General features: G+C 72.4%; 18 protein-coding genes. 12 read left to right on the forward strand and 6 right to left on the reverse strand.

Going from position 1 to position 25,892, the window contains the following annotated elements; all coding sequences use genetic code 11:
* Positions 1-209: 209 nt before the first annotated feature.
* Positions 210-1,889, forward strand: a complete 1,680-nt coding sequence (locus IEY79_RS08245) for a protein phosphatase 2C domain-containing protein (RefSeq protein WP_189106673.1) — start codon at positions 210-212, stop codon at positions 1,887-1,889.
* A 95-nt stretch (positions 1,890-1,984) separates the two neighbouring features.
* On the forward strand, positions 1,985-3,733 hold the full coding sequence (locus IEY79_RS08250) for a pyruvate dehydrogenase (protein ID WP_189106674.1): 1,749 nt from the start codon (positions 1,985-1,987) through the stop codon (positions 3,731-3,733).
* 17 nt (positions 3,734-3,750) lie between these two features.
* On the opposite strand, the gene IEY79_RS08255 is transcribed toward IEY79_RS08250, so the two are convergent.
* Positions 3,751-6,858, reverse strand: a complete 3,108-nt coding sequence (locus IEY79_RS08255; RefSeq protein WP_189106675.1) for an alpha-mannosidase — start codon at positions 6,856-6,858, stop codon at positions 3,751-3,753.
* 220 nt (positions 6,859-7,078) lie between these two features.
* Here IEY79_RS08255 and IEY79_RS08260 point away from each other — a divergent pair, with 220 nt between their 5' ends.
* Positions 7,079-7,498 carry an ATP-binding protein gene (locus IEY79_RS08260; protein WP_373292494.1) on the forward strand — a complete coding sequence of 140 codons (420 nt, stop codon included), beginning with the start codon at positions 7,079-7,081 and terminating at the stop codon, positions 7,496-7,498.
* Between the two features lie 129 nt (positions 7,499-7,627).
* On the opposite strand, the gene IEY79_RS08265 is transcribed toward IEY79_RS08260, so the two are convergent.
* The gene (locus IEY79_RS08265) at positions 7,628-8,707 is read right to left on the reverse strand and encodes a DUF2637 domain-containing protein (RefSeq protein WP_189106677.1); all 1,080 of its coding nucleotides are present in this window, start codon (positions 8,705-8,707) and stop codon (positions 7,628-7,630) included.
* Positions 8,708-8,932: 225 nt separating this feature from the next.
* Positions 8,933-9,781, reverse strand: coding sequence for a (2Fe-2S)-binding protein (locus tag IEY79_RS08270; RefSeq protein ID WP_189106678.1), 849 nt, complete (start codon positions 9,779-9,781; stop codon positions 8,933-8,935).
* A 222-nt stretch (positions 9,782-10,003) separates the two neighbouring features.
* On the opposite strand from IEY79_RS08270, the gene IEY79_RS08275 reads away from it, so the two are divergent.
* Entirely contained in the window at positions 10,004-10,876 is an 873-nt protein-coding gene (locus tag IEY79_RS08275; RefSeq protein ID WP_229700743.1) for a GntR family transcriptional regulator, read from the forward strand.
* A 145-nt stretch (positions 10,877-11,021) separates the two neighbouring features.
* On the forward strand, positions 11,022-12,236 hold the full coding sequence (locus IEY79_RS08280) for an acyltransferase family protein (protein ID WP_189106680.1): 1,215 nt from the start codon (positions 11,022-11,024) through the stop codon (positions 12,234-12,236).
* A 28-nt stretch (positions 12,237-12,264) separates the two neighbouring features.
* Here the strand turns inward: IEY79_RS08280 and IEY79_RS08285 are convergent, their stop codons facing one another.
* Both IEY79_RS08285 and IEY79_RS08290 read right to left on the reverse strand, forming a co-directional pair.
* Positions 12,265-13,023 (reverse strand): hypothetical protein, encoded by a 759-nt coding sequence (locus IEY79_RS08285; protein WP_189106681.1) that lies wholly within the window; start codon positions 13,021-13,023, stop codon positions 12,265-12,267.
* 392 nt (positions 13,024-13,415) lie between these two features.
* Positions 13,416-15,170: a PucR family transcriptional regulator gene (locus IEY79_RS08290; protein ID WP_189106806.1), complete on the reverse strand. Its 1,755-nt coding sequence runs from the start codon at positions 15,168-15,170 to the stop codon at positions 13,416-13,418.
* A gap of 332 nt (positions 15,171-15,502) precedes the next feature.
* Between IEY79_RS08290 and IEY79_RS08295 the strand changes: the two genes are divergently transcribed.
* From IEY79_RS08295 to IEY79_RS08315, 5 genes are all read left to right on the forward strand, one after another.
* The gene (locus IEY79_RS08295; RefSeq protein WP_189106682.1) at positions 15,503-16,393 is read left to right on the forward strand and encodes an FAD binding domain-containing protein; all 891 of its coding nucleotides are present in this window, start codon (positions 15,503-15,505) and stop codon (positions 16,391-16,393) included.
* Positions 16,394-16,395: 2 nt separating this feature from the next.
* On the forward strand, positions 16,396-17,025 hold the full coding sequence (locus IEY79_RS08300) for a (2Fe-2S)-binding protein (protein WP_189106683.1): 630 nt from the start codon (positions 16,396-16,398) through the stop codon (positions 17,023-17,025).
* A 2-nt stretch (positions 17,026-17,027) separates the two neighbouring features.
* On the forward strand, positions 17,028-19,412 hold the full coding sequence (locus IEY79_RS08305; protein WP_189106684.1) for a xanthine dehydrogenase family protein molybdopterin-binding subunit: 2,385 nt from the start codon (positions 17,028-17,030) through the stop codon (positions 19,410-19,412).
* Positions 19,413-19,657: 245 nt separating this feature from the next.
* The gene (locus IEY79_RS08310) at positions 19,658-21,118 is read left to right on the forward strand and encodes an NCS2 family permease (protein ID WP_189106685.1); all 1,461 of its coding nucleotides are present in this window, start codon (positions 19,658-19,660) and stop codon (positions 21,116-21,118) included.
* Positions 21,119-21,166: 48 nt separating this feature from the next.
* Complete coding sequence (locus IEY79_RS08315; protein WP_189106686.1) at positions 21,167-22,318, forward strand: XdhC family protein; 1,152 nt, start codon at positions 21,167-21,169, stop codon at positions 22,316-22,318.
* On the opposite strand, the gene IEY79_RS08320 is transcribed toward IEY79_RS08315, so the two are convergent.
* Positions 22,241-23,863 (reverse strand): serine hydrolase domain-containing protein, encoded by a 1,623-nt coding sequence (locus IEY79_RS08320; RefSeq protein WP_189106687.1) that lies wholly within the window; start codon positions 23,861-23,863, stop codon positions 22,241-22,243. The two genes, IEY79_RS08315 and IEY79_RS08320, sit on opposite strands and share 78 nt — an antisense overlap.
* 108 nt (positions 23,864-23,971) lie before the next feature.
* Here IEY79_RS08320 and IEY79_RS08325 point away from each other — a divergent pair, with 108 nt between their 5' ends.
* Both IEY79_RS08325 and IEY79_RS08330 read left to right on the forward strand, forming a co-directional pair.
* Positions 23,972-25,192: a sensor histidine kinase gene (locus IEY79_RS08325; protein ID WP_189106688.1), complete on the forward strand. Its 1,221-nt coding sequence runs from the start codon at positions 23,972-23,974 to the stop codon at positions 25,190-25,192.
* Positions 25,183-25,830 carry a response regulator gene (locus IEY79_RS08330; protein ID WP_189106689.1) on the forward strand — a complete coding sequence of 216 codons (648 nt, stop codon included), beginning with the start codon at positions 25,183-25,185 and terminating at the stop codon, positions 25,828-25,830. The genes IEY79_RS08325 and IEY79_RS08330 overlap by 10 nt, the downstream gene beginning before the upstream one ends.
* Positions 25,831-25,892: the final 62 nt, after the last annotated feature.

Below are 25,892 nucleotides of genomic sequence, written 5' to 3' on the forward strand. Positions count from 1 at the left end.
CGGTCGCCGTACGGTCGTTTTCCGGCCCCGAATCCTGGTCGGCGCACCTGGTGCGCTCCGACCTGCCGAACGTCCGCCGGGCGTCCTTCCCGTGGGGGGTGGGGCCGCCCGGCGGACTTGGGCCGCCCGGCCCCGACGTCATCGACGCCTGCCTCTTATTTTTCGTGCTGTCCCGTTTTCTGACGCCCCGTGCGGTCGACAATAGGAGCATGAGCCAGCAGGGGGACCGGCCCGCCACCGGCGACGACTGGTGGGGCCGGCTGTACGACGAGTCCGCACCCGACACCGGTCCCGCCGAGACGCGGGACGACACGATCGACGACCGTTTCGACTCGGCGACGGACACGCTCGGCGGGCGGTACGGGCAGGCAGTCGACGCCCTCGACGTGGACGACGAGGAAGACCCGGGAGACGAGGACGACGAGGACGTGGGGGCCGTCGGTGGCGGTCCCGTCTCGCGGCCGGCGGCCTGGTGGGAGGCGCGCGGCGCCTACCCGGTGATCCAGGCGCCCGAGCCCCCGCCCACGCGGGCGCCCTCGCCCCCGCGGCCCACGATGGCGGACGTCCCCCTCGCGCCCCCGCCGCCGCCCCCGGCAGCGAACCCCGCACCGCCGCCGCCCCGGACGCCCCGGCCACGGGCACCGTGGGAGCCGCCGCCCCCGGCCTTCAACCCCAGCGACGCCAGACCGCTGCCGGGCGCCGCCGACCCGGCGCCCCCGCCGGCCGCCGCTCCTCCCGCACCTGCTCCCACGCCCGCTCCCGCCGCCCCCGCGCCGAAACCTCCCGCCCCGGCCGCCGACCCGGCCCCGCCCCGGGACCCGCGGACCGCCGCCGCCCATGAGCCCACGCCGCCGGTCGCGTCCGCGCCGACACCTGAGCCCCCGCCCGCTCCCGCCGCCCGCCCCGGCCATATCGGCGACAGCCCGCCCACCTACGACCCCGAGCCCACCACGCTGCCCACGAGCCAGGCCGACGCCCTCGGGCGACTCGTCGCCGACACCGTGCTCGACGGCGCCCGGTACGGCACGTACACGCTCCGCGCCGCCTCCATGCGCGGCGACTCGGCGCGCTATCGGGGCGAGCCCCGGAGAGACGCCCTGCTCACCGCCCGCTTCGGCACCGGCCCGAGCGCCCTCGTGCTGGTCGCCGTGGCCACCGGCGCCCGCGCCACCGAGGGCGCGCACCTGGCCGCCGCGGACGCCTGCCGTTGGATCGGCGGCGCCGTGGGCCGCAGCCACAGCCGGCTCGCCGAGGACATAAGAGCGGGCCGCCGGGGCGACCTGAAGTCCGGTCTGCACCGGCTCACCGACCGCAGCTACGGCAAACTACGGGCCCGCGCGGGCGAGTTGGGCCGTGAGCCGGACGAGTACACCGCGAGCCTGCGCTGTCTGCTGCTCTCCGCCGACCCCGACTGCCGCACCCGCGTCTTCTTCGGCGTCGGAGGCGGCGGGCTCTTCCGGCTCAGGGACGGCGCCTGGCAGGACCTGGAGCCGCTGGTCCCCGAACCCGCCGACATCACGGGCGCCCCGGTCCTCGGCTTCGGCTCCGCGCGCGCCGACGCCCCGGCCGAACAGACCCCCGAGGGCGACCGCCTCACGATGGACCTGGAGATCACCAAGCCACCCGGTCCGCTCGTGGAGGCACCCGTGCCGCCCCCGCCGGAGCCGTTCCGCTTCCGCGCCTCCGTGGCCCGTCCGGGCGACACGCTCCTGCTGACCAGCGTCGGTCTCGCCGAGCCGCTGCGCGGTGAACCGGGCCTGGGCGACGAACTGGCCGCCCGCTGGGCCTCCGGCGAGCCGCCGGGGCTCGCCGCGTATCTGGCGGACGTGGGCGTGCGGGTGAAGGGTTACGCCGACGACCGTACGGCCGTGGCGGTCTGGGAGGCGTAACGGCGCGGGGCGTGGGTTGATGGACAGCGGGTACCGGAGGGGCCCCGGGCCGAGACCACGCGCCCCGGCCCCGGACAGCAGAAGGGCACGCTTCCATGGCCAAGCAGAATGTGGCGGAGCAGTTCGTCGGCATCCTCGCCCGCGCGGGCGTGCGGCGGCTGTACGGAGTCGTCGGCGACAGCCTCAACCCCGTCGTCGACGCCATCCGGCGCAACGCGGCCATCGACTGGGTCCAGGTCAGGCACGAGGAGGCGGCGGCCTTCGCGGCGGGCGCCGAGGCCCAGATCACCGGCAGGCTCGCCGCCTGCGCCGGCTCCTGCGGCCCCGGCAATCTGCACCTGATCAACGGCCTGTACGACGCGCACCGCTCGATGGCCCCGGTTCTCGCGCTCGCCTCGCACATCCCCACCAGCGAGATCGGTCTCGGTTACTTCCAGGAGACCCATCCCGAGCGGCTGTTCGACGAGTGCAGCCACTACAACGAGATGATCACCAACCCCCAGCAGATGCCCCGGCTGGTCCAGACGGCCATCCAGTACGCGGTCGGCCGGGGCGGTGTCAGCGTGGTGACCCTGCCCGGCGACATCGCCTCCCAGCCGGCCCCCACGAAGGCGATCGAGCACGCCCTCGTCACCTCCCGGCCGACGGCGCGCCCCGGCGACCTGGAGATCGACAAGCTGGTCGACATGATCGACGACGCGGACCGCGTCACGCTCTTCTGCGGCAGCGGCACGGCCGGGGCGCACGCCGAGGTCATGGAGTTCGCCGAGCGGATCAAGTCCCCGATCGGCCACGCCCTGCGCGGCAAGGAGTGGATCCAGTACGACAACAAGTTCGACGTCGGCATGAGCGGACTGCTCGGTTACGGCGCCGCCTACGAGGCCACCCACGAGTGCGATCTGCTCATCCTGCTCGGCACCGACTTCCCGTACAACGCCTTCCTGCCCGACGGCACCGACGTCAAGATCGTCCAGGTCGACGTCCGCCCCGAGCGGCTCGGCCGCCGCTCGCAGCTGGACCTCGCGGTCTGGGGCGACGTACGCGAGACACTGCGCTGTCTGACGCCACGGGTACGGGTGAAGAACGACCGACGGTTCCTCGACAAGATGCTCAGGAAGCACGCCGACGCGCTCGAAGGCGTCGTCAAGGCCTACACCCGCAAGGTGGAGAAGCACGTCCCGATCCACCCCGAGTACGTCGCGTCCGTGCTGGACGAAGTGGCGGACGAGGACGCGGTGTTCACCGTCGACACCGGGATGTGCAATGTCTGGGCCGCCCGCTATCTGACGCCCAACGGGCGCCGCCGCGTGATCGGTTCGTTCAGCCACGGGTCGATGGCCAACGCCATGGTGCAGGCGATCGGCGCGCAGTTCGTGGACCGGGAGCGCCAGGTCGTCTCGATGTCCGGCGACGGCGGCTTCACGATGCTGATGGGCGACTTCCTCACCCTTGTCCAGTACGAACTGCCCGTGAAGATCGTCCTGTTCAACAACTCGTCCCTCGGCATGGTCGAGCTGGAGATGCTGGTGGCCGGTCTGCCGTCGTACGGCACCACGAACCACAACCCCGACTTCGCCGCCATGGCCCGCGCCGCGGGGGCGTTCGGCGTCCGGGTCGAGAAGCCCAAACAGCTCGGGGGCGCGTTGAAGGACGCCTTCAAGCACAAGGGCCCGGCCCTGGTCGACGTCGTGACCGACCCGAACGCCCTGTCCATCCCACCGAAGATCAGCGCCGACATGGTGCAGGGCTTCGCGCTCTCCGCCGGCAAGATCGTGCTGGACGGAGGGGTGGGCCGCATGGTGCAGATGGCGCGCTCCAACCTGCGCAACCTGCCCCGGCCCTGACCCCTCCGCCGGGACCCTTACGCGGGTGTGAACCGCAGCGTCAGGATCTGGAACGGCCGCAGCGCGACCCGCAGACCGCCCGCCCCCGTCCCCGCCTCGTGGAGCGGACGCTCCAACAGGTCGGTGACATGCGCCTGTACGACCGGGAATCCGGTCCGCAGCATCGCCGACGCCCGGTTCCCGGCCGACTCGTAGAGCCGTACCACCACATCACCGCTGCGGTCCTCGGCGAGCTTCACCGACTCCACCGTGATCGCCGGGTGATCGACCGAGACCAGCGACGCCGTCGGCGGCGCGACCGCGACCCGCAGCGGCAGATTCAGCGCCAGGCCCTCCCGGACCGCGTCCGTCACCTCGGCGCCCGGCACCAGTGCGTAGCTGAACTTGTGCGTGCCCAGATCCGTCTCCGGGTCGGGGCTGTGCGGCGCCCGCAGCAGCGTCAGCCGTACGGTCGTCCCCACCCCCTCGTCGTGCGCGGCCCGGGTCACGTCGTGTCCGTACGTGGAGTCGTTGACCACCGCCACGCCGTACCCGGGCTCGGCGACCCGCAGCCAGCGGTGCGCGCAGATCTCGAACCGGGCCGCGTCCCAGCTGGTGTTGGCGTGCGTGGCGCGGTGCACATGCCCGAACTGGATCTCGGCGGTGGACCGTTCGGCCTGCACGTCCAGCGGGAAGGCCGCCTTGAGCACCTTCTCCGACTCCTGCCAGTCGATCTCGGTGACGACGTCCACGCGCCGGCTGCCCGCCGCGAGCCGGATCTCCTGCACGATCCACGACGAGCCGAACGTACGGACCACCCGGACCGTCGCCCGCAGCGGACCCTGCTCGACCAGTTGCACGGACTCCGCCTTCGTGAGGTCGGTGTGCCGGCGGCGGTAGTGCCGGTCGATGTCCCAGGCGTCCCACTGGTTGGGGTGGTCCGGATGCAGCTGGAGCAGATTGCCCCGGCTGCCCGGCGCCAGGACCTCACGGTCCGCCGTCAGATCGCGCACGGAGGTGAGCAGGCCGTCGCGGTCGACGGTGACCCGCAGCAGCCCGTTGTCCAGGGTGATCACGTCCGAGCCGCCGGAGCGTGTCGTGACATCCGTGGTCCCGCCCGCGGGCTCGGCGGCGGCCAGCCCCGTCGCCCCCAGCGCGGGCACCCGCACCGCGACGGCCGACCGCCCATGGTCGTTCAGCGCCTGCACCGCGCTCCCCTCGGGGATGTCCGCCGTGTCGGCCTCGACGATCTCCGTCCGCTCGTACGGCGAGGTGTTGAGCACCGCCGTACCACCGCCTCCGAGCGCCGCGACGGCCGCCGCCGTGATCTCCGTCAGCTCCTCCCGCACCGCCGCGTAGGTGTCCCTGGCCTCCCGGTGCACCCAGGCGATGGACGAGCCCGGCAGGATGTCGTGGAACTGGTGCAGCAGCACCGTCTTCCACAGCCGGTCGAGATCCTCGTACGGATACGCGTACGACGGGGTCCGCAGCGCGGCGGTCGCCGCCCACAACTCGGCCTCCCGCAACAGGTGTTCACTGCGGCGGTTGCCCTGCTTGGTCTTGGCCTGCGTCGTGTACGTCGCCCGGTGCAGCTCCAGATAGAGCTCGCCCGACCAGACCGGGGCCTTCTCCCCGTACTCCTCCTCGGCGGCGGCGAAGAACGCGGCGGGCTTCTCGATGTCGACGCGCGGCGAGCCCTCCAGGGACTTCAGCCGGCGCGCCTTCTCCAGCATCTCGCGGGTGGGACCGCCGCCGCCGTCGCCCCAGCCGAACGGGACGAGCGAGCGCGAGGCCCGGCCCTTGTCGGCGAAGTTCCGCTCGGCGTGCGCCAGTTCGGACGCGTGGAACTGCGCGTTGTAGGTGTCGACCGGCGGGAAGTGCGTGAAGACACGACTGCCGTCGATCCCCTCCCACCAGAAGGTGTGGTGCGGCATCTTGTTGGTCTGGTTCCACGACAGCTTCTGGGTGAGGAACCACTTCACGCCCGCCAGCTTGGCCAGTTGGGGGAAAGCGGCCGTGTAGCCGAAGGAGTCCGGCAGCCAGATCTCCTCCGTCTCGACCCCCAACTCCTCCCGGAAGAAGCGCGTTCCGTGCACGATCTGCCGGGCCAGCGCCTCGCCGCCCGGCATGTTGGCGTCCGACTCCACCCACATCGAGCCCACCGGCGACCAGTTGCCGTCCGCCACGGCCTTCTTGATCCGCTCCCAGATGTGCGGCTGGTGCTCCTTGACCCACGCGTACTGCTGGGCCTGCGAACAGGCGAAGACCAGCTCCGGGTACTCCTCGGCGAGGGCGGTGACATTGGCGAACGTCCGCGACGCCTTCCGTACGGTCTCGCGCAGCGGCCACAGCCACGCCGAGTCGATGTGCGCGTGACCGGCCGCCGACACGCGGTGGGCGCTGGGCGACGCGGGGCGGGACAGGACCTCGGCCAGCTCGGCGCGGGCCGCCACCGCCGTGCCCGCCACGTCGTGCAGGTCGAGGGCGTCCAGCATGTTCTCCAGGGCGCGCAGGATCTCGTGCCGCCGCGAGCGGTCGGCGGGCAGCTCCGCCATCAGCTCGGACAGCACCTCGATGTCCAGCACCAGATGCCATACGTTCTCGTCCAGCACGGCGATGTCGGCGGCGGCGAACGTGTACAGCGGGCTGTCACCGGCGGTCGTCACGTCCCCGAGGGCCGAGGGCATGAAGTCGCCCGGCATCGACGGGTTCGCCGCCGCTTCGAGGAGCAGATGGATCTCCTCCCCGCCCGTGGCCGGGTCGCCGACCGGGACGTGCCGGTTCCGCGGGTGGACCCCCTTGATGGGCACCCCGGCCGCGTCGTACACCATCCCCTCGGCCTGGAAGCCCGGACCCTCGCCGGTGAACCCCGGGTCGATCACGACCTCCACGCGCCGCCCCGCGTACGCGTCGGGGACGATTCCCTCCAGCCGGAACCAACTCGTCGACCAGGGCGGTCCCCACGGCGTACCCGTCTCGAACGGCGTGTACGCGCCCTGCAGAGCCTGCCCCACGGGCACCGGTTCCCCCGGCACCTCCCAGACGGAGAGGAGCAGCGGCGTCCTGGCCGCGTACTGCGCTGGGCGGATGAACTGGCGCAGGGCGCGCTCCAGTCGGCCCTCCACCAGGGTGCGGTCGTCGTGCATCAAGGCTCCTCAGTTCTACGGCTCGGCCTTCCGGAACGGCAGACTCCAGGGGTCCGGCCGATCTCGCAACCCCTCACTTCCCAGGAGGGGCGCCGGGCACTCGCCGTGACACTGTCCCGGTCCTCATGCGTGGCCGGTGGTGAGTGGGGCATGCATCTCGGGGAGAGCGTTCAAGAGAGGAAGCCTGAACAGGCGGTAGCGGCATGGGGGGATGGGGGACATGAAAGGCACGGGGGAGCAGGCGCGACTGCTGCGTAAACAGTTGCTCCGCAGAGTGGAGGGTGCCGATCTCACGGCGGTGCCCGAGGTCAGGCACGCGCTGCGAGAGCTGCTGAGCCACTGGCGGGAGCGTGAATCGGCCGAGGTGGCCGAGCTGCTCACGAGCGAACTGGTCACGAACGCACTGGTGCACACCGACCACGGAGCGGTGGTCAAGGCCACCGTCGCCGATTCGCGGCTACGGGTGGAGGTGCGGGACTTCGTCGACGCACCGCCGACGCCCAACGAGCCGGACGTGGACGACGGGACGCACGGGCGGGGGCTGATCCTCGTGGAAGGGCTGGCCGACGCCTGGGGCGTGCGCTCGCAGGGGCTGGGCAAGATGGTCTGGTTCGAGCTGGACGGCGAGTCCGCCGCCTGAGACCGCTTGTCCGGCAGTCCGTTCCGTTCCGGGACGACGGACCGGCGCGACGGTTGTCCGTCGCGCCGGTCGCGAGTCGTTCACCCGTCGTGCCGGGGCCGGCGTTGACGCCGTTCCCCGGGGCGGCGCTCAGCCGAACTGCTGCTCAAGGTCCTTGAGCTTGCGCTCCAGCGAGTCGAGCCGCGGCAGCGCCTGGGTGTCGTCCTCGGCGGTCAGATCAACGGTGCGGCCCTCGGATCCCTTCACTGCTTGAAGGGAGGGCCGTGAGCGTACGGGCGACTGGTCCGGTTCGCGGAGTTCGGGTATGACGGGCTCCGGCGCGGCCGGACCCACCGCGGGGGTCGAGCTGACCGGCCCGCCCACGGCCGGTACGGGCGTCGCCCCCGGCAGCTCCACCTGGCGGCCACGACCGCGCCCCCAGGCCCGGTGCTGCCGGTTGAGCGCCTTGATCCTGGCCCGGCCCAGCTTCTCCTGCTCGCGCCGCCGGTGCTTGTTCTGCTCCTTCTGCCTGCGGTCCTCGCGCACCTCGTCGACCGCCTCGTCCAGCGTGCGTACGCCTTCGAGGAGCATCAGCGACCAGGCGCCGAAGGTCTCACGGGGCGCCCGCAGCCACCGTACGATCCGGATCTGCGGCAACGGACGCGGCACCAGGCCCTGTTCGCGCAGCGCGGCGCGGCGGGTCTGCTTCAGGGCCCGGTCGAAGAGCACGGCGGCCGAGAGCGACATGCCGGCGAAGAACTGCGGCGCGCCCGCGTGTCCCAGACCGCGCGGCGCGTGCACCCAGTTGAACCAGGCCGCCGCTCCGGCGAACGTCCACACCAGCAGACGCGAGCCGAGAGCCGCGTCGCCGTGGCTGGCCTCGCGCACGGCCAGGACGGAGCAGAACATCGCCGCCCCGTCGAGGCCGAAGGGGACGAGATACTCCCAGCCGCCCGTGAGGTTGAGGTTTTGCCGGCCGAAGCCGACGAGCCCGTGGAAGGAGAGCGCGGCGGCCACGGCGGCGCAGCAGAAGAGCAGTACGTAGGAGGCGGTCCCGTAGATCGCCTCCTTCCGCCGGCGGCGCTCCTCGCTGCGTTCCCAGGAGTCCTCGGGCACGGTCTTGACACCGGCGCGCTTTCCGCGCGCGATCATTGCCGTCGCCGCCAGGACCCCGATGAGCATCACGACGCCCGGAAGCAGCCAGTTGAGCGGTATGTCGGTCAGTCGCATGCGGTGTCCCTTGCATCGCAGTGGGGCGGTTCGGGCGCCATATTGGCCGAACCGCGACCCGGCTCCGAGGGTTTCGGGACAAGAGAACGCCAACGAGGCGCGGGGAGAAGCGAATAGGTGCGATCCGCTCGAACGGACGCCTGGACAAGGCGAGTTGCGTTCGATTCTGGACCACCCTCAAGCCACCTGGACGAGTGGCATGGTCCGGTGGACCGCGGGGGAGTGTCAGTTGCTGTTCGCGCTCAGCCGGCGGACGCGCTCGGAGTCGCAGGTACGCGGACAGGTCACGCACGTGTCCTCGGGCCGCAGCGTGTAGAAGAGGCAGCAGCTCGCCCGGTTCCGGGTGGGCAGCGATTCGCCGCCGGGGCCGACCAGTTCACGGAAGCCCGCCGTGCCGACGTACGGCTTCGTCGTCCCGGGCAGCAGCAGTTCCAGCTCGTCCATCGCGCGCCGCTCCTCGCCCAGCAGATGCGCGACGTACCAGAGGCCCTCGACGATCTCGTCCGTCGCCATGCCCCACAGGGCGCGGTCGCGCCGCCGCATGCGCGGCCCGAACGCGGCCAGCACCGGGCCGAGATGCTCGGCCACCGCGTCACGCACCTCGGCGCGCAGCGCCTCCTCGTCCGGTACGACCCTGGCGCCCGGCAGGGCGGCGGCGGGGTCACCGGCCAGACAGGCGAACTCGTCGACACGCACGGCCATCCGGCCCCGTGTCCGCTGGAAGGCGACGTTCTCCACCGGCACCCGGGGCACCCGGCGGCTCACGAACCACGGCACGGTGATCAACAGGCAGGCGGGCCAGGCGTAACGGTGCAGTCCGAACGTCGCGACGACGTCGGGGCGGGCCCGCTGTCCGTAGTCGCGGACCACCTGCGCGTCGTCCCAGGCGAGGAAGGCGTCGACGGCGGGGCCGCCCGCCGCGAGATCGGTGGCGCCGACCCAGCCCTCGTCCGCCGTCGGCCGTTCGCCGGCGGTGAGCTCGTCGATGCCCAGGGACGGGAACACCTCGGTCAGACGCCGGTAGGCGTCGGCGACCGGGGAGAACCGACCGGGCAGCAGAGCGGGCACAGACATCCTGGGAACCACCGAATCGCGCTCGTCTGAAGGTGAGGCTTACCTTACCCGACGCGATGAATGTTTGAACTGTTCCCCCGTCCGCCTATGGTGCTCCGGGGACCCCTGAGGCGCGAGCCGGGCCGGGAGCCGTGCGACCCCTCATCACCGCACGGGAGCCGGTCGGGCCCCGTAGCACCCGGGATGAGCTGGACGAACGTGACGGAGGGAGGAGGAGGCACCGTGGAGCAGAACAGGGCGCGCGACGACGCGGCCACGCCCTCCGCCCCCCGGGAGCAGGCCTCGTCGCCGGGAGGGACGCAGGTCGGCGGCCCCCCGCGGGTCCCCGATCAGGCGCGCGGCGAGCACACGCACGCCACGCCCCGCACCGGCCACGGCGACCGCCGGCGCCCCGCGTCCGCCGGCGCGGGCGCCCCCGGCGTCTCCCCGCCCCCCGCGTCAGCTCCCTCGGCCGAGCCCGGCGTGCGCCGCACCGTGCGGCGTCACTCCGTACGCGGCCAGATCCTCGACGCGCTCCGTACCGCCCTCGTCAGCGGCGAGCTGGTACCCGGCCAGGTCTACTCCGGTCCCGCGCTCGGCGAGCGCTTCGGAGTCTCCGCCACCCCCGTGCGCGAGGCCATGCAGCAGCTCGTACTCGAAGGCGCCGTGGAGGTCGTGCCCAACCGCGGCTTCCGTGTCGCCGAGCGCACCGCCCGCGACCTCGCCGAGCTGGCCGAGGTACGCGCGCTGATCGAGGTCCCGGTCATGCTCGGCCTGGCCCGTACCGTCGCCGCCGAGCGCTGGGCGGAACTGCGCCCGCTCGCGGAGGCGACCGTCGCGGCGGCGGCGTGCGGCGATCTCGCCGCCTACTCCGGGCACGACCGCGCCTTCCACGGCGCTCTCCTCCGCCTCTCCGGCAACCACCAGCTGGTCCTGGTCGCCGACGAACTGCACCGCCGCGCCCAGTGGCCGCTCGCCGGCGCACCGAGGACGATCCGGGCCGCGATCGTCGCGGACGCCGCCGAGCACTCCGCCCTGCTGGACGCCCTGATCGCCGGGGATCTGCCGGTCGTGCGCTCACTCGTACAGGAGCACTTCCGGGGCGGCGCGGGCTGACCGCCCGCTCGACCAGGGGCCCGCCTTCCGGATCTTCCCGCCGTCGCCGGATCGCGCGCCGTGCCCCCGCTTTGGAGTCGCGCGCGTGTACGGGTAGCGTCACCCAGTCTTCATCTTCCGGCCATCACCCACACCACGGGACGTCATGCGCGCCAGCAGTGCTCGTCAGCCAGTCACCACCGCGGACCGGTCAGGTCTGTCCGGCCGGGACCGGCTGCCGTCCCTCACCGGTCTGCGGTTCTGGGCCGCGTTGCTCGTGGTGCTCTACCACCTGTCCCGGCAGGTCGGCGAGATCCCCGGCCTCAGCCAGGCCACCTGGTACGGGCGCAGCGGCGTCACCTTCTTCTTCGTCCTGTCGGGCTTCGTGCTCGCCTGGACCTACGACGGCCAGCGCGTGCCCGCCAAGGTCTTCCTGTGGCGGCGCTTCGCCCGCATCTGGCCCCTGCTCGCGGTGACGTCGGCGGCCTCCGTCGCCGTCTGGATCGCCATCGGCAAGGAGGTGTCCACCAAGGCCGTGCTCGCCACGCTGCTGATGGTGCACGCCTGGTCCCCCGACACGGTCGTCCAGAAGGGCGCGAACCCGGCGGCCTGGTCGCTCAGCGACGAGGCCTGGTTCTATCTGATCTTCCCGCTGCTGATGATGCTGCCGCTGCTGAGGACGGGCAGGGGCCGCCTCTGGGTCATGGTGACGATGAGCGTCGCGCTCGTGGGCCTGTGGTTCGCCAGTGCGCTGATCGAGACCGGCGCCACCCGCGTATGGCTGCTCGACTACTTCCCGCCGACGCGCATGCTCCAGTTCGTGATCGGTGTGGCCGCCGGACTGGCCGTCAAGCGCGGCCGGACCTCGCCGGTCGGGCTGCCGACGGCGATCGGCCTTGTCGTCCTCTGGCATCTGGCGCTCGTCCCGTGGCACCGGGCCGTCCCCGACAGCCTCTGGTACAGCCCGTACAGCGCCTCCCAGTTGCTCTCCGCGCCGATCTTCGCCCTGCTGGTGTGCGCGGCGGCCCAGGCGGACCTGCGGGGCAGCCGTACGGGCCTGGGCGGGACTTGGGCGGTACGGCTGGGGCACTGGTCCTTCGCCTGGTACCTGGTGCACGAGATCGTCATCCGCTCCCTGCTCGCCCGCTACGGCCGCACGGAGTCCCTGGTCACCACCGCGGGCTTCTGGCTGCTGGCGATCGTGATCAGTCTGGCCGTCGCGGGGATGGCGTACCAGTGGGTGGAGCACCCGCTGGAGCGGCTGTTGCGCAGGGCGGGCCCGCAGGCGCGCAAGAGTCCGGCGCCGGGCGACCAGGACCCGGCGGGCGTGGGGGCCGGCGGCCCCCACGCGGCGACGTCGGGTCCCGGCACACCGCGGTGAAGAGCCGCGGTGTGCCGGGCTGCCGTGCTCAGGCCGCGGTGCTCGGCGCGAGCTGGGCCGCCAGCCAGGTGGGGACGCCGTCCAGCAGCCGGAACAGCCGTCCCGCCTCCGCGCGCAGGCGCGTCGCCTCCGGTTCCGGTTCGGCGTCGGCCAGCGCGGCGAGCGCCGGAGCCGTACCGACCAGATAGCCGAGCTCCTCACGGATCCGCAGCGACTCGCCGAAGCCGTGCCGCGCCTCCGCCAACTCGCCCTCGCGCAGGGCGAGTCCGGCCAGATGGCGCCAGGTGAAGGAGAGCAGCAGGGTCTGCCCGTGCGCGGTGGCGCCCGCGTGGGCGCGCCGGTAGGCGGCCAGAGCCGACTGCGGGGAGTCCGAGAGGTGTTCGGCGATCAGCCCCCGGCGGAAGTCGAGCAGCGGCCGGGCGAGCGCCGTCGGCGCCAGCAGCGCGGCGGCCCGGCCGAGCGCGGCACGCGCTTCGTCGGCGCGGTCGCGCACGCCGAGGATCGTGGCCGCGTACGCGAGATGACCGCGCTCGCTGGCGGCGCCGCCCCGTTCGTCGTCCTCACGGGCGGTGGCCTCCGCGAGCCGGAGCGCGTCCTCGGCCTCCGGCCAGCCCTCGCCGGTGAACAGACACCGTTCCACCAGCAGTGACGCCCGCTGGAGAGAAGGCGCGGCGCCCGGATGGGGCGCGAGCAGGGCGGCCGCGTCGGTCCAACAGCCGCGCGAGCGCAGCCGCCATACCGCGGTCTGGAGTGGGTCGTCCCCGGTGATGGATCCGGAACCAGACATGGCGGTATCCGCCACATTGCCCTCCCCGAGCGCGCCATTGTGCTGTTGAGTTCTCCCGCATCTCAGCACGGATCGGCACGCCGGGCCAATAGCCCAGGTGAAAAAATTCACAATGCCTTGGTCAATAAGGGGTCGACAAGGGCTGATCCGACGCTCCGTCAGAGGGCCGGTGAGCCCCCTCCGAACCGGTCCTTGCCGACGCGCCCACCCCGGCTGACCAGCGACGGACTCCCGCCGCCGGGCGGTGGGCGGTTCATCGCCCGGGCGCCCACGGGCCGGTCCGCGTCAAGCAGTTGGATCTCCCCGTGACCGGCACGGGTGACAGCGGTCAACCTGGCACCGGGTGACGCGTTTCCCGGCGCGGCTCGGCCCGCCGCGCCCCGAGCCGGCCGTCAGCTCATCCGGAGCGCCAGGAAGAAGTCGAGCTTGTCCTCCAGGCGGGACAGATCGCGGCCCGTCAGCTGCTCGATGCGCCCCACCCGGTACCGCAGCGTGTTCACATGCAGATGCAGCCGGGCCGCGCAGCGCGTCCAGGAGCCGTCGCAGTCGAGGAACGCCCCGAGTGTCGGGACCAGTTCGGCGCGATGGCGTCGGTCGTAGTCCCACAGCGGGTCGAGCAGCCGCGCGGTGAACGCGCGCCGGACGTCGTCCGGGACGAACGGCAACAGCAGTACGTGCGAGGCCAGTTCGTGGTGTCCGGCGGCGCACACGCGGCCGGGACGCGCCGCGGCCACCCGGCGGGCGTGCCGGGCCTCCTCCAGCGCGCCGCGCAGGCCCTCGGCGGAGTGCACGGACGCGCTGACGCCCAGGGTCAGCCGGCCGTCGTCGGCGAGACCGGCGGCCAGTGGTTCCCGTACGGAGGCCAGCAGCACGTCCGCGCGGAGGCCGCCGTCCGCGGGCGTGGCGTCCCCGCCGCCCTCGTCCTCTCCCCGCGAGGCCGCCGGCGCCGGCATCGGCAGCAGTGCGATCGCCTCGCCGCCCGTGTGCGCCACCGCGATCCGGTCGCCCGACTCCATGCCCGCTGTCGCCGGATCGACCAGGATCTCCTCCAGCAGCGACTGGGCGACGGGCCCCGATCCGACCGCCCCTTCCGCGCCTTCCGCGGCTCCGGTGCCCTCGCCTCCGTCCGCGTCGCCCCCCTCCTGCCGGTCGACGCGCGCCACCACGATCTGCCAGTGCGGGGCCGCCCCCTGACCCGGCAGCAGCACCGGCGCCGCGACCCTCAGACGTGCGGAGATCTCGGCGGGCGGGGCGCCCGCCTGGACGAGTTCGAGGATCTCCTGGGCGAGCCGCCGCCGTACCGTACGCGCCGCGTCCCGCCGGTCCCGCTCGACCGCGATCAGCTGGGTGACCCCCTGGAGCAGATCCAGCCGGGGCGCCGCCCACTCACCGGCGTCCGCCTCCACGGCCAGCAGCCAGTCGGACAGGACGCCTTCCCGTACGTCGGCGCCGACCCCGCCCGCCGTCGCCGCGCCGCGGCCCGGCCGGCGTACGGGGAACAGCGAGTACGTCGTCCCGTCCAGGGCCACCCGGTGCGGCGCCCGCCGTCCGGCGCGTGTCGCCGCCAGATGCTCCGTCGCCAGCGCCGCGCCCGCCGCCACCGACAGCTTCTCGCTCGCGCCCGCGATCCGCCGCCCGGTGGGCGAGAGCACCCAGGCCCGCAGGTCGAGGTCGGTCCCGAGAAGATCCAGTACGACCTCCGGCCCGCCGCCGGTCGGGCCCGATGTCATCAGCCTGCGGTGCCGGTCGACGACGGCGGCCAGATCCCCGGCGCGCTCGCCGGAGACCTGGCGCACCACGTACTCGGTGATCGTCGCGAACGCGACGGACTCGTTCACCGCGAAGAGCGGCAGCCGGTGCCGCCGGCACGCCCCGACCAGGTCGTCCGGGATCGCGCCGAGCTCGGCCTCACCGGCCGCCAGGCCCACGACCCCGGCGCCCGCGAGGAGCCGTACGAAAGGCTCGGAGTCCTCCGGCGTACGCCGCCAGGCAAGACCGGTCAGGACCAGCTCACCGCCGGACAGATAGCGGCTCGGGTCCCGCAGGTCGGTGGTCATCACACCGCGTACGGTCCGGTCGAGCTCGTCCTGTCCGCCGAGCACTCGCAGGCCCAGCGCATCGGTCTCCAGCAGTGCGCGCAGCCGCATCTCGTCGCCGCCGATCTCTCTCGTCGTGCCGGGGAGGGCAGGGGTGGGGAAGGTGAACGCGCGGCGTGCCGCGGGCGTTCGCCGCGTCGCCATTTGTTCGAATCTACAAGACCCGGAAGCCGCCCAGACAACTCCTTCAGTGTTTCGGTGACTGCACCGGACGGGGCACGGCCGGTGTACTTGGGCCACACAGCGTTAACAGCTAGTGAATATCCGCGTGAGACAACCGGAGCCAACCGGTCACGCGGCCCGTCGCGTACAGATCAGCAGCCGAGACTCCGGCCGTCCCCGGGCTCCAGTGAACGACCGATCACGAATGAAGAGAGCCACTCATGGACTTCCTTCGCCCCGCCGCCTGGGAGGAGGCGCTCGCCGCCAAGGCCGAGCACCCCACCGCCGTCCCCATCGCGGGTGGCACCGATGTCATGGTCGAGATCAACTTCGACCACCGACGGCCCGAGTACCTGATGGACCTCAATCGCATCGGCGAACTGAGCGAATGGGCGGTCGGCGAGGAGCACGTCAGGCTGGGCGCCTCCGTCCCGTACACCCGGATCATGGAACACCTGCGGACCGAGCTGCCCGGACTGGCGCTCGCCTCGCACACCGTCGGCTCGCCCCAGATCCGTAACCGGGGATCCGTCGGCGGCAACCTCGGCGCGGCCTCGCCCGCCGGGGACGCGCACCCCGCGCTCCTCTCGGCGGGTGCCGAGGTGGAGGTGGAGTCGGTACGCGGCGTCCGCCGCATCCCCGTCGAGGACTTCTACACGGGCGTCAAGCGCAACGCCCTGGCCCCCGACGAGCTGATCAAGGCCGTCCTCATCAAGAAGGCGTCGGGACCGCAGCAGTTCTCCAAGGTCGGCACGCGCAACGCGATGGTCATCGCGGTCTGCGCGTTCGGTATCGCCCTGCACCCCGACACCCGCACCGTGAAGACCGGCATCGGCTCCGCCGCGCCCACCCCGCTGCGGGCCCGCGCCGCCGAGGACTTCCTCAACGCGGCGCTGGAGGAGGGCGGTTTCTGGGAGAGCGGCAAGGTCATCACCCCGTCGGTCGCCAAGCAGTTCGCCGCCCTCGCGTCCGGCGCCTGCAATCCGATCGACGACGTGCGCGGCACCGCGAAGTACCGCCGCCACGCGGTGGGCATCATGGCCCGCCGCACGCTCGGCTGGACCTGGGAGCAGTACCGGGCCACCGGCACCACGCTTGAAGGAGCTGCGTAACGATGCGTGTGAACTTCACGGTCAACGGCCCTCCCCAGGAGGCCGACGACGTCTGGGAGGGCGAGTCCCTGCTCTACGTCCTGCGTGAGCGCATGGGCCTGCCCGGCTCGAAGAACGCCTGCGAACAGGGCGAATGCGGCTCCTGCACGGTCCGCCTCGACGGCGTGCCCGTCTGTGCCTGCCTTGTCGCGGCCGGCCAGGTCGAGGGCCGCGACGTGGTCACCGTCGAGGGCCTGGCGGACTTCGCCAAGCAGCGCGAGGAACACGGTGGTTGTGCGTCCGCGGGCTCCGGAGCCCGCGGTGCGTCGGGCGCGCCCGAGGCGTCCGGCACCCCCGGCACCTCGCTCGACGAGGCCAGGGGCTGGGCCGCCAAGGGCACCGACTCGGGGACCGGCGAAGGCGACGAGCTCTCGCCGATCCAGCAGGCGTTCATCGACGCGGGAGCCGTGCAGTGCGGCTTCTGCACCCCGGGTCTCCTGGTCACCGCCGACGAGATGCTGGAGCGCAACCCCTCGCCGTCCGACGCGGACATCCGCGAGGCACTGTCCGGCAACCTCTGCCGCTGCACCGGCTACGAGAAGATCCTCGACGCGGTCCGCCTCGCGGCCGCCCGGCAGTCCGAGGCGGTCTGACCATGGCAACCACCGGTACACCCACCGACATCACGCAGGGCTCCAGGACCAAGGGCGGCATCGGCGAGTCCACGCTCCGCCCCGACGGCACCCTCAAGGTCACCGGCGAGTTCGCGTACTCCTCGGACATGTGGCACGAGGACATGCTCTGGGGCCACACCCTGCGCAGCACCGTCGCGCACGCCGAGATCCGCTCGATCGACACCGCCGAGGCGCTGGCCACCCCCGGCGTCTACGCGGTCCTCACCCACGACGACCTGCCGACCGAGGTGAAGCGGTACGGCCTGGAGTTCCAGGACACCCCCGTCCTCGCCCACGGCAAGGTCCGCCACCACGGCGAGCCCGTCGCGATCGTCGCCGCCGACCACCCCGAGACCGCGCGCCGCGCGGCGGCCAAGATCCGGATCGACTACGCGGATCTGCCCGTCGTCACCGACGAGGCGTCCGCCACCGCCGAGGGCGCGCCGCTGGTCCACGAGCACCGCGACGACCACCACGCGGACCATGTACCGCACCCGAACATCGTGCACCGCCAGCCCATCGTGCGCGGCGACGCCGACAGGGCCGCCGAGCGCGCCGACGTGATCGTCTCCGGCGAGTACGTCTTCGGCATGCAGGACCAGGCGTTCCTCGGTCCGGAGTCCGGCCTCGCCGTGCCGGGCGAGGACGGCGGCGTCGATCTGTACGTCGCCACGCAGTGGCTGCACTCGGACCTCCGCCAGATCGCGCCCGTCCTCGGGCTGCCCGAGGAGAAGGTCCGTATGACGCTCTCCGGCGTCGGCGGGGCCTTCGGGGGCCGGGAGGATCTGTCGATGCAGATCCACGCCTGTCTGCTCGCGCTGCGCACCGGCAAACCGGTCAAGATCGTCTACAACCGCTTCGAGTCCTTCTTCGGGCACGTCCACCGCCATCCGGCGAAGCTCTGGTACGAACACGGGGCCACCAAGGACGGCAAGCTCACCCATCTGAAGTGCCGGATCGTGCTGGACGGCGGCGCCTACGCCTCCGCGTCCCCCGCCGTCGTCGGCAACGCCTCGTCCCTCTCCGTCGGCCCCTATGTCGTCGAGGACGTCGACATCGAGGCGCTGGCGCTCTACACCAACAACCCGCCCTGCGGCGCGATGCGCGGCTTCGGAGCCGTACAGGCGTGCTTCGCCTACGAGGCGCAGATGGACAAGCTCGCCGCCAGGCTGGACATGGACCCGGTGGAGTTCCGCCGTCTCAACGCCATGGAGCAGGGCACGCTCCTGCCCACCGGCCAGCGCGTCGACTCGCCCGCGCCCGTCGCCGAGTTGCTGCGCCGCGTCAAGGCCCGACCGATGCCGCCGGAGCGGCAGTGGCTCACGGCGGGGGAGGCGGCCGACGTACGGGCGCTGCCCGGCGGTCTCTCCAACACCACGCACGGCGAAGGCGTCGTACGCGGCGTGGGCTACGCGGTCGGCATCAAGAACGTCGGCTTCTCCGAGGGCTTCGACGACTACTCCACCGCCCGGGTGCGGATGGAGGTCGTGGGCGGCGAGCCCGTCGTCACCGTGCACACCGCGATGGCGGAGGTCGGCCAGGGCGGCGTCACCGTCCACGCGCAGATCGCCCGTACCGAGCTGGGCGTCGCGCAGGTGACGATCCAGCCGGCCGACACCCGTGTGGGGTCCGCCGGTTCGACCTCCGCGTCCCGTCAGACGTATGTCACGGGCGGCGCGGTCAAGAACACCTGCGAGCACGTGCGCGAGCAGGTCCTGGAGATCGGCCGCGCCAAGTTCGGTACGTACCACCCCGCCTGGGCCACGGCCGAGCTGCTGCTCGAAAGCGGCAAGGTCGTCACCGACGGCGGGGAGGTCCTGGCCGACCTGGTGGACGTCCTGGAGAGCGAGTCGGTCGACCTCGAACTGCGGTGGCGCCACCGTCCCACCGAGGCCTTCGACCTGCGTACGGGGCAGGGCAACGGCCATGTCCAGTACTCGTTCGCCGCGCACCGCGCGGTGGTCGAGGTGGACACCGAGCTGGGCCTGGTCAAGGTGATCGAGCTGGCCGTCGCGCAGGACGTCGGCAAGGCGCTCAACCCGCTGTCGGTCCTCGGCCAGATCCAGGGCGGCACCACCCAGGGGCTGGGCGTGGCCGTGATGGAAGAGATCATCGTTGACCCCAGGACCGCGAAGGTGCGCAACCCGTCCTTCACGGACTATCTGATCCCCACCATCCTCGACACACCGACGATCCCCGTCGACGTGCTCGAACTGGCCGACGAGCACGCGCCGTACGGGCTGCGTGGCATCGGCGAGGCCCCGACCCTGTCGTCGACCCCCGCCGTGCTCGCGGCGATCCGCGACGCGACGGGGCTGGAGCTGAACAGGACGCCGGTACGGCCGGAGCACCTGACCGGTACCTGACCGGACCCCCGGCCGCCGCACCGCTCGCGGCGGCCGAACGGCACAGAACGCATCACGCGAACGCACCACCGAAAACGCATTACGCGAACGCACCACCGAAAGCGCATCACCGAATCGCGACACCCATCCGGAAACAACCCAGTTCGCCTCGGGCCGTCCCCCGGGTCGTGCAGCCGGCGCACCATCCCAAATCCCGCATCTCGGTCTTCTCGCGGGTGCCCCTGTGAACCTTGGGAGTAGGCATCATGACCCAGCAGTCCGTGCAGCCCAGGACAACCGCCGAGGACGCCGGCCCAGGCTCGCGTCCCCCGGCCGGAAGGTCCTGGCTCGACCGGTATTTCCACATATCCCAGCGGGGATCCACCGTCGCGCGTGAAGTGCGCGGCGGCGTCACGACCTTCATGGCCATGGCGTACATCCTGCTGCTCAACCCGCTGGTCCTGGGCGGGAAGGACGTCGCGGGCAATGTGCTCAGCCAGCCCGCGCTGATCACCGCCACCGTCGTCGCCGCGGCGGTCACCACCCTGCTGATGGGCTTCGTCGGCAAGGTGCCGCTGGCCCTCGCCGCCGGGCTCTCCGTCTCCGGCGTGATCTCCACCCAGGTGGCGCCCGCCATGACGTGGCCGCAGGCCATGGGCATGTGCGTGATGTACGGCGTCGTGATCATGCTGCTGGTCGTCACCGGCCTGCGCGAGATGATCATGAACGCCATCCCGCTCGCCCTCAAACACGCGATCACGATGGGCATCGGCACCTTCGTCGCGCTGATCGGCCTGGTCAAGGCGGGCTTCGTGCACGCCTCCCAGGGCGGTGGGCCCGTCACCCTGGGCCCGGCCGGCGAGCTGGCGGGCTGGCCCGTCCTGATCTTCGCCGTCACCCTCCTTCTGATCTTCATGCTCCAGGCCCGCGACGTGCCCGGGGCGATCCTGATCGGCATCGTCGTCGGCACGGCCGTGGCCGCCGTACTGAACGCCGCCGGTGTCATCGGCGCCAGGGCCTGGGCGGGCGGACCGCCCGAGCTGACCGGCAGCGCCGTCTCCATGCCGGACTTCTCGCTCTTCGGCGACATCGAGTTCGGCGGCTGGGGCGAGGTCGGCGCCATGACGGTCGGCATGATCGTCTTCACGCTCGTACTGGCCGGCTTCTTCGACGCGATGGCCACCATCATCGGCGTCGGTACGGAGGCCGGGCTCGCCGACGAGAAGGGCCGTATGCCGGGTCTGTCGAAGGCCCTGTTCATCGACGGCGCGGGCGGTGTGGTCGGCGGTGTCGCCGGCGGCTCCGGCCAGACCGTGTTCGTGGAGTCCGCGACCGGTGTCGGCGAGGGCGCCCGTACGGGTTTCGCCTCCGTCGTCACCGGCCTCTTCTTCGCCGCGTGCCTCTTCTTCAGCCCGATCACCCAGATCGTCCCCGGCGAGGTCGCGGCGGCGGCCCTGGTGGTCATCGGCGCGATGATGATGCAGAACGCCAGGCATGTGGACTGGAGCGACCGCGCGGTCGCCGTCCCGGTCTTCCTGACCGTGGTGATCATGCCCTTCACCTACCAGATCACCGCCGGTGTCGCGGCCGGTGTCATCTCCTACGTCGCCATCAAGGTCGCCCAGGGCAGGATCCGGGAGATCGGCGCGTTCATGTGGGGGCTGACCGTGATCTTCCTCGTCTTCTTCGCCCTCCACCCGATCGAGGGCTGGCTCGGCGTGGGCTGACGCGCCACGACGCTCCGCACATCCGATACTGAGAACAGAGGAGGCCGCATGCTGGACATCGCCGAAGAACTGAACCGGTGGGTCGAGCAGGGACGTGACTTCGCCGTGGCGACCGTGGTGGCCGTCGGCGGCAGCGCGCCCCGGCAGCCGGGCGCCGCCCTCGCCGTGGACAGCGAGGGCACGGCGATCGGCTCGGTCTCCGGCGGATGTGTGGAGGGCGCGGTCTACGAGCTGTGCGTGGAGTCCCTGGACAACGGCGAGACCGTCGTCGAGACCTTCGGCTACAGCGACAAGGACGCCTTCGCCGTCGGGCTGACCTGCGGCGGTGTCATCGACATCCTCGTCACGCCCGTACGCGCGGACTCTCCCGGCAGGGAGGCGTTCCGCGCCGCGCTCTCCGCCGCCGCCCGGGGGGAGGCGGCGGCGGTCGCACGGGTCACCGACGGGCCCGCGGACCTGCGGGGCCACGCGCTCCTCGTACGCCCCGGCGGAGCGTACGAGGGGACCCTGGGCGGGCACCCTGAGCTGGACCGCACCGCCGCGGACCAGGCCCGCGCCCTGCTGGACGCGGGCCGCACCGGCACCGTCACGATCGGCGAGGACGGCTCGCGCTGCGGACGCCCGCTGACGCTGCTCGTCGAGTCGAGCGTGCCCGCCCCGCGCATGATCGTCTTCGGCGCGATCGACTTCGCGTCCGCCCTGGTCAGGGTGGGGAAGTTCCTCGGCTACCACGTCACGGTGTGTGACGCCCGCCCCGTCTTCGCCACCCGCGTCCGCTTCCCGGAAGCCGACGAGATCGTCGTGGACTGGCCGCACCGCTATCTGGAGTCGACGGAGACCGACGGCCGTACCGTGCTCTGCGTCCTGACCCACGACGCCAAGTTCGACATCCCCCTGCTGGAACTCGCCCTCAGACTGCCCGTCGCCTATGTCGGAGCCATGGGCTCCCGGCGCACCCATCTGGACCGCAACGAGCGGCTGCGCGGCGTCGGCGTCACCGAACTGGAGCTGGCGAGGCTGCGCAGCCCCATCGGCCTGGACCTCGGCGCGCTCACGCCCGAGGAGACCGCGCTGTCGATCGCGGCGGAGATCGTCGCCAACCGGCGCGGCGGCAGCGGCGTCTCACTGACCGGCGCCCACACCCCGATCCACCACGACCGGAGCCGGGCTCCCGCCGGGCGAATCGGCTCCGTCGCCTGACGGCCACGACCCCGGCGCCCGCCGTCCTCGAACAGCCGCGCGGATGGCGTGCACACCACGCGCGGCGATCACCACCACCGACGCCAGCGACACCGCGGCGGCGCACACGTACAGCGCGGGCCACACGTAGAGCACCTGGTCGAGCGTGCCTGCCCGCCGCATCAGCAGACCCACCAGCTCGGGGAGCAACGGGAAGAACGCGACCAGTGCCGCGTACGGCAGCGTCCGCAGACCCGCCCGCCACAGGGGCCGCCCGGCCGCCCGCCGTACCCAGCCCGACGCCCGTACGGCGCCGAGCGTGCCCAGCCCGAGGGCCAGCAGCGTCAGCGCCGCGAGGATGTGATCGGCGGTCATGGTGAACGGCTCCCGGATCTCCGGTGACCTGCCCTCCGCCAGATCCCGCAGGCCGTCCGAGATGCCCACGCTGTCGTCACCGGAGACCATGCCGGTGTTGCTGACGACGGCGATGCCGATCTTGCGCTCTGGGAGCAGGATCTGGATGGCGTTCTGGGTGAGCAGCTGCCCGGTGTGCTGGATCTCCCGGGCACCCTCGCCGTCGGTGGGCTCCGCGAGCAACCAGCCCATCGCGTAGATCTCGCCCTTCGGCGGCGTGTGCATGAGGTCGACGCTCCGGGCGGAGACCACGCGCCGTCCGTCCGCGCCGACGCCGCCGTTGTTCTGTGCGATCAGCCAGTCGGCGAGGTCGTCGGCCGTGGTGACCACCCCGTGTCCGCCCGCCGTGAACCAGCGCGGATGCGCCCGCTCGACCACGCGGCCGTAGGCCCGTACGTACCCCCGCGCGTCCTCGGGCATGTCGGTCGTGGAGTCGACGGAGCGCGAGTCCGTCATCCCGAGGGGCGTGAAGACGCGCGTACGGAGGCGGTCGGCGAACGGCTCCCCGGAGACCACCTCGACCAGCCGGGCCGCGACGAAGTAGTTGGGGTTGTGGTAGCTCCACCGGGTCCCCGGCTCGGCGGCGAGAGACGCGCCGCGCATCCGGGAGACCGCTCCCTTCAGTGTGTGCGCCTGCGGAAGAGCCAGATCGGGGAAGGCCGAATCGGCCATGCCGGACGTCTGGTCGAGCAGTTGCCGGACGGTGATCCGGGCGGCGCGCTCATCCGCCATGGTGAACTCCGGCAGATAGCTCCGCACCGGCCGGTCGAGGTCGATCCTGCCCTCCTCCACGAGCTGCATGACGGCCAGCGCGGTCATGGACTTGGAGAGCGAGGCCACGGGGACCGGGGTTCGTCCGGTCATCGTCCGCCCGCCGGCGGTGTGCCCGTATCCGGCGGTGTGGACGACCTCGTTGCCCCGGGTCACCGCGACCACGGCGCCGGGGAGACCGGTCCGGTCCAGATAGTCGTTCATGAAGCGGTCCACCGCGGCGGGGGTGAGAGCGGCGGTCGTATCGGCGTCGGCCGGTCCGGCGGCCGGGCGGGCGAGCGCCGCGGGGGAGAGGCCGACCAGCACCGCCGCGGTGAGGCCGAGGGCGGCGCCGAGGCGCCCGGGTACGGAACGGCGTCGAGTGTTCGTTCTGATCCACATGCCGCCATCCCATCCGCGGCGAGGGGTCCCGCGCATTGGCGCGCACACGAGTCCGAAGGTAGTGCTGGTCCTACTGTCCGGCCCGCGGCCGCCGGTTACGGTCGGCGGGTGCAGCATTCAACAGCCTGGCGGGCGGTCGCCCAGAGCCCGTGGAAGTTCCTCACCTCGGCCTGGCCCTGGCGGTCGTTCCTCTATCTCCTCTCCGGCGCTCTCTTCGGCGCGCTCGTCCTCACGGTCCTGGTGGCGGCGACCCTCGCCGGGGTCGTCTTCCTGATCGCCGGCGTCGGGGCCCTGCTCCTCCTCGGCGTGAGCCTCTCCGGCATCCTCGTCAGCCGCGTCGAGCGCCGGCGGCTGCTGCTGATGGACCCCGACCCCATTCCCGATCCGCACCGCCCGCCGGCCGGACCAGGACCGCGCGGCTGGCTCGCCACCCGGCTGCGGGAGCCCGCCACCTGGCGTGAACTGGGCTTCACCGCCGCGTCGTCGGCCGCGATGTGGTGGATGGACGCGCTCGTACTGGGGCTCTCGCTGGGCGTCCCCGTACTGCTGGCCACCTCACCCGTCGACGATCCGGACGCCTGGCCGCTGGTGGTCGTCGCGGTCCTGCTCGTGCCGGCCGCGCCGTACACCCTCACCGTCTGGGCAGGCGCACGGGCCGCCATGACCCGGGCGATCCTCGCCCCGCGCGACGGTGAACTCGGCGGGCAGCTGACCGAGGTACGGGCCTCCCGGGCCCGGCTGGTCGGCTCCTTCGACGCGGAGCGCCGCCGGATCGAACGGGATCTTCACGACGGGGCCCAGCAACGGCTCGTCTCGCTCAACGTCCTGCTCGGCCTGGCCCGCCTGGACGCCGAGCCGCACTCGTCCGTCGCCCGGCAGCTCGATGCCGCACAGGAACAAGTCACCCTGGCCGTCGAGGAGTTGCGCGAGCTGAGCCGGGGCGTGCACCCCAAGGCGCTGACCGACCACGGACTGCCCGAGGCCGTCGGCAATCTCACCGCCCGCTCGGCCCTGCCGGTCACCGTCGACATCCTGCTGCCGTACCGGCCGCCCGCTGTCGTGGAGTCGGCCGCGTACTTCGTCGTCGCCGAATCCCTCGCCAACGCCACCAAGCACAGCGCGGCCACCCGCGCCGAGGTCCACGCGCGGCTGCACGCCGACGTACTGACGCTCAGCATCACCGACAACGGTGTGGGCGGCGCCGATCCGGCCGCCGGTACCGGACTGACGGGCCTCGCCGACCGGATCGCCGCGGCCGACGGCAGACTCCGGATCTCCAGCCCCGCGGGCGGACCGACCCTGCTGCACGCGGAGATCCCATGTCGCTGAACGTCGTCCTCGCCGAGGACTCCCCGCTGATGCGCGACCTTCTGGTCGGCGTCCTGACCCGGTTCGGCCACCGGCTCGCCGCCGAGGTCGGGGACGCGAACAGCCTGATCGAGGCGGTTCGCACGCACCGGCCCGACATCGTCGTCACCGACATCCGTATGCCGCCGGACCACTCCGACGACGGTCTGCGCGCCGCCGTCGCGCTGCGCGGCGAACATCCCGCGCTGCCCGTCCTGGTGCTCAGCCAGTACGTGGAACAGTCCTACGCGGCCCGGCTGCTCGACCTCGGCAGCGGCGGCGGTGTCGGCTATCTGCTCAAGGACCGGGTGAGCGCGGTCACGGAATTCGTGACCGCGGTCACCCGGGTCGCCGACGGCGAGACGGTGGTGGACCCGGAGGTCGTACGCCAACTCCTGCACCGCCGGCAGGATCCGCTCCAGCGGCTCACCCCGAGGGAGCGTGAAGTGCTCTCCCTGATGGCGGAGGGCAGGGCGAACGGGGCGATAGCGCGCCATCTGTATGTGACGGAGGCGGCGGTCAACAAGCACGTCAGCGCCATCCTGCAGAAACTGGACCTCCGGGTGGACGGCGAGGGCCACCGCCGGGTCCTCGCCGTTCTGGCCTATCTGCGCGCCTGACCGGCGTCCGCCCGTGCCGAGTCGGCGGGCGACGACGCCCGCGCCGCCGACCGACGCCGGGA

The organism is Streptomyces camponoticapitis, from assembly GCF_014646115.1.
GTDB classification, from domain to species: Bacteria; Actinomycetota; Actinomycetes; order Streptomycetales; family Streptomycetaceae; genus Streptomyces; species Streptomyces camponoticapitis.

Bases quoted from the DNA above. Each gene is read 5' to 3' on its own strand.
- IEY79_RS08330 (WP_189106689.1), top strand. From the start codon at position 25,183: ATGTCGCTGAACGTCGTCCTCGCCGAGGACTCCCCGCTGATGCGCGAC.
- IEY79_RS08260 (WP_373292494.1), top strand. From the start codon at position 7,079: ATGAAAGGCACGGGGGAGCAGGCGCGACTGCTGCGTAAACAGTTGCTC.
- IEY79_RS08250 (WP_189106674.1), top strand. From the start codon at position 1,985: ATGGCCAAGCAGAATGTGGCGGAGCAGTTCGTCGGCATCCTCGCCCGC.
- IEY79_RS08305 (WP_189106684.1), top strand. From the start codon at position 17,028: ATGGCAACCACCGGTACACCCACCGACATCACGCAGGGCTCCAGGACC.
- IEY79_RS08320 (WP_189106687.1), bottom strand. From the start codon at position 23,863: ATGTGGATCAGAACGAACACTCGACGCCGTTCCGTACCCGGGCGCCTC.
- IEY79_RS08255 (WP_189106675.1), bottom strand. From the start codon at position 6,858: ATGCACGACGACCGCACCCTGGTGGAGGGCCGACTGGAGCGCGCCCTG.
- IEY79_RS08270 (WP_189106678.1), bottom strand. From the start codon at position 9,781: ATGTCTGTGCCCGCTCTGCTGCCCGGTCGGTTCTCCCCGGTCGCCGAC.
- IEY79_RS08280 (WP_189106680.1), top strand. From the start codon at position 11,022: ATGCGCGCCAGCAGTGCTCGTCAGCCAGTCACCACCGCGGACCGGTCA.
- IEY79_RS08310 (WP_189106685.1), top strand. From the start codon at position 19,658: ATGACCCAGCAGTCCGTGCAGCCCAGGACAACCGCCGAGGACGCCGGC.
- IEY79_RS08245 (WP_189106673.1), top strand. From the start codon at position 210: ATGAGCCAGCAGGGGGACCGGCCCGCCACCGGCGACGACTGGTGGGGC.
- IEY79_RS08285 (WP_189106681.1), bottom strand. From the start codon at position 13,023: ATGTCTGGTTCCGGATCCATCACCGGGGACGACCCACTCCAGACCGCG.
- IEY79_RS08300 (WP_189106683.1), top strand. From the start codon at position 16,396: ATGCGTGTGAACTTCACGGTCAACGGCCCTCCCCAGGAGGCCGACGAC.
- IEY79_RS08290 (WP_189106806.1), bottom strand. From the start codon at position 15,170: ATGCGGCTGCGCGCACTGCTGGAGACCGATGCGCTGGGCCTGCGAGTG.
- IEY79_RS08295 (WP_189106682.1), top strand. From the start codon at position 15,503: ATGGACTTCCTTCGCCCCGCCGCCTGGGAGGAGGCGCTCGCCGCCAAG.
- IEY79_RS08315 (WP_189106686.1), top strand. From the start codon at position 21,167: ATGCTGGACATCGCCGAAGAACTGAACCGGTGGGTCGAGCAGGGACGT.
- IEY79_RS08265 (WP_189106677.1), bottom strand. From the start codon at position 8,707: ATGCGACTGACCGACATACCGCTCAACTGGCTGCTTCCGGGCGTCGTG.